Origin of the sequence: Tepidibacter formicigenes DSM 15518 (genome assembly GCF_900142235.1) — a bacterium.
Taxonomy (GTDB): Bacteria; Bacillota; Clostridia; order Peptostreptococcales; family Peptostreptococcaceae; genus Tepidibacter; species Tepidibacter formicigenes.
Genome location: NZ_FRAE01000101.1, coordinates 1 through 5610 on the forward strand (window position 1 = coordinate 1; position 5610 = coordinate 5610).

Genomic DNA, 5610 nt, shown 5'->3' on the forward strand with positions numbered 1-5610 from the left:
TGTGAATGCTTAGCTATATCTATTCCGATAATTAAAGTTGATTCTGTTATTTGCGAAATCTTTTTATTTTGTGTATAATTCATTTGTAGTACCTCCATTGATAGTCTTATTTTAATTCGGGGTAAGTTGCAACCTTACACCCTGTATTCTATCAGGAGGTACTTTTTTTATCAAAGTTCAAATTTATTCATTACAGGAATGCTCCTATATATTTTTAGTTATTATTAATTTAACCAATAATATAAAAGCTATATTAGAAATTATTGAAAATTAAATATTTATTAAATTAAAATTTAATAAATATTTAATAAAAACAAAAATAGACAAAATTATCATATTTTTTTAAAGAAATGTTATGATATAATGATAAAAAAGGAACTTTTACTTTGTTATGATTTATAAAATAGCTAGAAAGGATAAACCAATATGTCCATATATAAGTTACTTTTATCATTATTTAAGTTAGATAGATGGGGAAAATTTTATAATAAAATTAATAGAGGTATACAACAAGTATTAAATGATATAGAGCTTTGCTTAAAATGTGGACAAAGAATAAAGCTGAAAGAAAACTTTGAATTTCTTCAAAATTTTATTGATACTATTCCAAATCCAATATTTTATAAAGATGAAAATGGTTTTTTTAAGCATTGTAATATAGCTTTCATTGAATTTTTAGGATTAAAAAAAGAAGAAATTATAGGACATACTACTTATGATATTTATTCAAAAGAACTTGCAGATATGCATTATAAAGTTGATATTGAATTAATGAAAAATAAAGGTAAAAAAAACTATGAGGCCAAGCTTAGACATAAAGATGGTTCAATTAGGGATGTAATCATTAATAAAGCTATTATTACAAATGAAAAAGAAGAAACAAAAGGTATAGTTGGTGTTATAACTGATATTACTGAACGTAAAAAAGATCAAAAAAGGATAAATAAGTTATTGAAATTAAAGGAGGCTATGCTTGAAATAAGCTATTCTGTGATTGGAGTAAGTGATATTAATGAGTTATTTGACTTAATACTAAAAAAGGCAATTGATTTCATTGAGAATGCAAATGTAGGCTCTGTATTAGTTTTAGATGATAATAAAAACTTAAAAATTGCTGCATCTAAAGGATATAAAGTTGATAAATCTAAAAAATTTAAAATTAAGTTAGATGAATCAATGATATGGATTAAGAGAAAAGGAAATATGGATAAAACAATAATTATTAACGATGTTGATAAAATAAATAAAATTAATTTTTTAGAGAAAAAGCAAGAATTTAAAATTAAATCTGTTATTTGTTCACCTATAATTATAGATAAAAAATTATATGGATTTATAAATATTGATAGTAAATATAGCAATGTTTTTGATGATACAGATTTAGAAATAATGGAATACATAAGAAATCAAATACAAATTGCAATTAGTAAGTATAAGTTATATGAAGAAATGTTTTATTCATATAGATATGATAAATTAACTAATGTTTATAACCGAAGATATTTTGAAGATTTATTTGATAAATATATACATAAATCTTCTAAGTATAAAGAACACTTTTCCTTAGTAGTATTTGATTTAAATGAATTAAAATTTGTAAATGACAATTATGGGCATTTAGCAGGGGATGAATTAATTAAAACATTTGCTAAAAACTTAAGTGAATGTATTAGATCTTCAGATATTTTGATAAGGCTTGGAGGAGATGAATTTGTAGGGGTTTTCTTTAAAACTAATTCTAAGAACTTAGTTAAAAAATTTGAAGACTTACTTAAAGATTTTAAAAACAATAAAATATCATTTGAAGGAAATAATATTACTTGTAGCTTTAGCTATGGTATAGCTGAATTTCCAAAGGATAGTACTAACTATAAAGAATTGATTAAAATTGCAGATGATCGTATGTACCAGTATAAACGAGAATTAAAAAGTAATGAAACATAAATATATTAGCAAGAATTAAAGGAGATGAATTTATTTAGTATGATTTTGCAAAAAAAAGAATAATAGTTTATAATACTATAGAGAAGGCTAACATTAAAAATAAAACAATTATTATAGTATCGAGCATAATATCTGCTCGATATTTTTATTCAAAAATTTATATTGTAGGTGAATTATTAATATGAGTAAGTCATTATTTATAACGGAAAAACCTAGTGTTGCAATGGAATTTGCAAAAGCATTAAATATTAAAGGAACAAAAATGAATGGATATATTGAATCAGATAAAGCTGTGATAACTTGGTGTGTTGGACATTTAGTAAATATGAGTTATCCAGAAAAGTATGATTCTAAGTATAAAAAATGGACATTAAAAGATCTTCCTTTTTTGCCAAAGAAATATAAATATGAAGTAATAAAAAATGTTAAGAAACAATTTGATATTGTAAAGGAGCAAATAAAAAGAGAAGATATATCTACTATATATGTATGTACTGATTCTGGAAGAGAAGGAGAATATATATATAGATTGGTAGATGATATGATTGGTGTAAAAAATAAAGTCAAAAAGAGAGTATGGATAGACTCTCAAACTGAAGATGAAATTAGAAGAGGTGTAAAAGAAGCAAAGCCACTATCTGAGTATGATAAATTAGCTGATTCGGCTTATCTAAGGGCAAAAGAAGATTATTTAATAGGAATAAATTTTTCAAGATTATTAACTCTTATTTATGGAAGAACTATTAGTGAGTATCTAGGAGAAAAGTATACTGTTATTGCAGTAGGTAGAGTAATGACCTGTGTTCTTGGAATGATTGTTCAAAGAGAAAGAGAAATTAGAGAATTTGTTAAAATTCCATATTATAGAATTAATTCTTCTTTTAATTTTAAGGATTCATTAGATTATGATGGAGAGTGGAAAGCTGTAGAAACTTCAAAATATTACATGTCTAAATTGTTATTTAAAGATATTGGATTTAAAGAAAAAGAAAATGCTCAAAAGTTTATTGATGAGCTTAAACAAGATAATGATGAGTTAATTGCAACTATTGAAGAAATACAAAGAAAAAAGGAAAAGAAAAATCCACCATTACTTTATAATTTAGCAGAACTTCAGAATGAATGCTCTAAAAAGTTTAAATTAAGTCCAGATGAAACTCTAAAAATTGTACAAGGATTATATGAAAAGAAAATGCTTACATATCCAAGAACAGATGCAAGGGTTTTATCAAAAGCTGTAGCTAAGGAAATTAGTAAAAATATAAAAGGTCTTTTAAATATAAATAAAGTTTGTAATTTAGATAAAAAAGATCAAGAAATTAATAGGTTTGTTCAAAATATATTAGACAATGAAAAGTTTAAAGGTTTAGAAAAAACAAAATATGTAAATGATAAAGCAATTACTGACCACTATGCTATTATACCTACAGGACAAGGATTAGGAAGTTTTAACAACCTACCTGAAAATGATAAAAAAATATTTTTGTTAGTTGTAAGACGTTTTTTAGCAATATTTTATCCTCCAGCGGTTTTTAGCAAATTATCTATTACTACAAAAATAAAATCTGAAAGCTTTTTTACATCCTCAAAAGTATGTGTTGAAGAAGGGTATTTAGAAATATTAAGTTATAATAAAAAAAATAAAGATTCAAAAGTTGATAATATAGAAACACTAAAAAAACTAAAAAAGGGACAAAAGGTAAAAATTCAAAATTTCAGTATTAAAGAATTAGAAACAACACCACCTAAAAGATACAATTCTGGTTCCATGATTTTAGCCATGGAGAATGCAGGTAAATTAATAGAAGATGAGGAGTTAAGAGAGCAAATTAAAGGGAGTGGAATAGGGACTAGTGCTACAAGAGCAGAAATACTGAACAAGCTACAAAAAATAAAATATATTAAGTTAAATAACAAAACACAAATATTAACTCCAACAGTAATGGGAGAGATGATTTATGATGTGATTACTCAATCAATTCCTTCACTATTAAAGCCAGAACTTACTGCAAGTTGGGAAAAAGGATTAATGATGATTGCTAATGGAGAAATAAATTCTGATGAGTATATTATAAAACTTGAGGAATATGTAAGAAAAAATACACAAAAGGTATTAGGGCTGAATAATAATTATAACTTATTAAATTTATTTTCTTTAATTCCAAATAATAAAAGAAAATCAAATAATATTAAAAAAGTTAATAAGACAAAAATCATAAATTCATTAGGGGGTTGTATTTCATGTAAGGATGGAGAAATTTTAGAAAATAGCAAAGCATTTTATTGTAGTAATTGGAGAAATGGATGCAAATTTACTGTTTGGAAGAACAGTTTAGAAAGGTATAAATTAGAGATTACAGATGAAATTGTTAGAAATTTACTTAAAGATGGCATAGTAAAAGATATTAATATTATATCTCCACAAACAAAAGAAGAATGCAGAGGGACACTTAAATTTATAAAAGATAAAAGAGGAGGATTAGAAATTAAGAACATTACAACTATTAATAAATAGTATTTAAAAAGCACTTACAATTTTTAAGATTGTAAGTGCTTTTTAATGTATAGTTTTAAACATAAGAAAATGAGGTATGTAATGATAAAAAAATACTATATAAATCTATAATTAAGTAAAAAATTATAATATTTTTAATTGGTTTATTCATATAGTTATATAAATTAAAATTTTTCATTAATATTAAGAAATTAAAAGAGGGGATTAAATGAGAGATTTAAAAAAAGACAAGTCATCAGAGGAAATTATGGAAGAACAGCGTAAAATGAAAAAAGTAGCAGAGTTTATTGTTAAAAGGAAGGTTGAAAAAGAAAAAAATAGGGAAAAAGCTAAAAAATAAAATATATAAAAGATTTAATTATTTAAATTAATTTCAATGTCTTCAAAATGAAGACTTTTTTGTTTTGAACTTAAATGTATAAATTTAATAAAATTATAAGAAAATATTCTTAGAATTATATTTATTAAAATAAATTTTTGGAGGTATTAAATTGAGAGTAGAAATTTTTTTTCATAATATTAAAGAAGCTAATAAAGTATTAGATGAATTAAAAAAAGTTGGTTTTAATAATTCTTTTTTTGATATTGAAGATAAATATATTAAAGATAGAAATGTAGATACAAATGAACCAGGAATGGTAGAAGGATCTAGCCTTGGTGAACTTGTTTTAGAATCAGGAAATGGAGGAATTTCTAGAAGTAAAGCTCCTTTTGCTGCTGCTAATCCATCGGTGAGTGGAATGTCCACAGGAGATGATGTAATGCAAGGAAATTATAAGGTTGTGGTTGAAACTAAATCAAGTAATGAAAATAAGTCTATAAACAAGATAAAAGAAGTAAGAACAAAATATCACTTCGTGATACTCTCAGATGAGTAGCAGAGCTACTCATCTGTATTTTTTGAAACTAATTCACCATTACATTTTGGACATATAAGTATAGGCATTTTTACTTCAAAATTCTCAATATCACAACCAGAAGCAAAAAAGTCATCTTCAATAAATTCATCAATAATAAACCTAGGTACATCTTCTTCAAATCTACACTCCAAACATTGATATCTGTAAGTCTTCTCGTCTGTTTCTATCCCAAAGGGATACGCTTCCTCGTCCTCTCCCATATCTAGGAAGTTCTCTTTCTCTAAATCTTTC

At 24.6% G+C, this 5610-nt stretch carries 5 protein-coding genes; 4 read left to right on the plus strand and 1 reads right to left on the minus strand.

Going from position 1 to position 5610, the window contains the following annotated elements:
* Positions 1 to 426 precede the first annotated feature (426 nt).
* The 4 genes from BUA77_RS12510 (at position 427) to BUA77_RS12520 (ending at position 5337) form a co-directional block, all read left to right on the plus strand.
* Positions 427 to 1944, plus strand: a complete 1518-nt coding sequence (locus tag BUA77_RS12510; protein WP_072890788.1) for a sensor domain-containing diguanylate cyclase — start codon at positions 427 to 429, stop codon at positions 1942 to 1944.
* Positions 1945 to 2125: 181 nt separating this feature from the next.
* Complete coding sequence (locus tag BUA77_RS12515; protein WP_072890791.1) at positions 2126 to 4459, plus strand: DNA topoisomerase; 2334 nt, start codon at positions 2126 to 2128, stop codon at positions 4457 to 4459.
* A 208-nt stretch (positions 4460 to 4667) separates the two neighbouring features.
* Positions 4668 to 4799, plus strand: coding sequence for a hypothetical protein (locus BUA77_RS14585; RefSeq protein ID WP_278280577.1), 132 nt, complete (start codon positions 4668 to 4670; stop codon positions 4797 to 4799).
* A gap of 151 nt (positions 4800 to 4950) precedes the next feature.
* Positions 4951 to 5337, plus strand: a complete 387-nt coding sequence (locus BUA77_RS12520) for a hypothetical protein (protein ID WP_072890794.1) — start codon at positions 4951 to 4953, stop codon at positions 5335 to 5337.
* Positions 5338 to 5342: 5 nt separating this feature from the next.
* Here the strand turns inward: BUA77_RS12520 and BUA77_RS14045 are convergent.
* Positions 5343 to 5610: hypothetical protein (locus BUA77_RS14045; protein WP_072887859.1), on the minus strand; the 268-nt coding region annotated here is incomplete at its 5' end.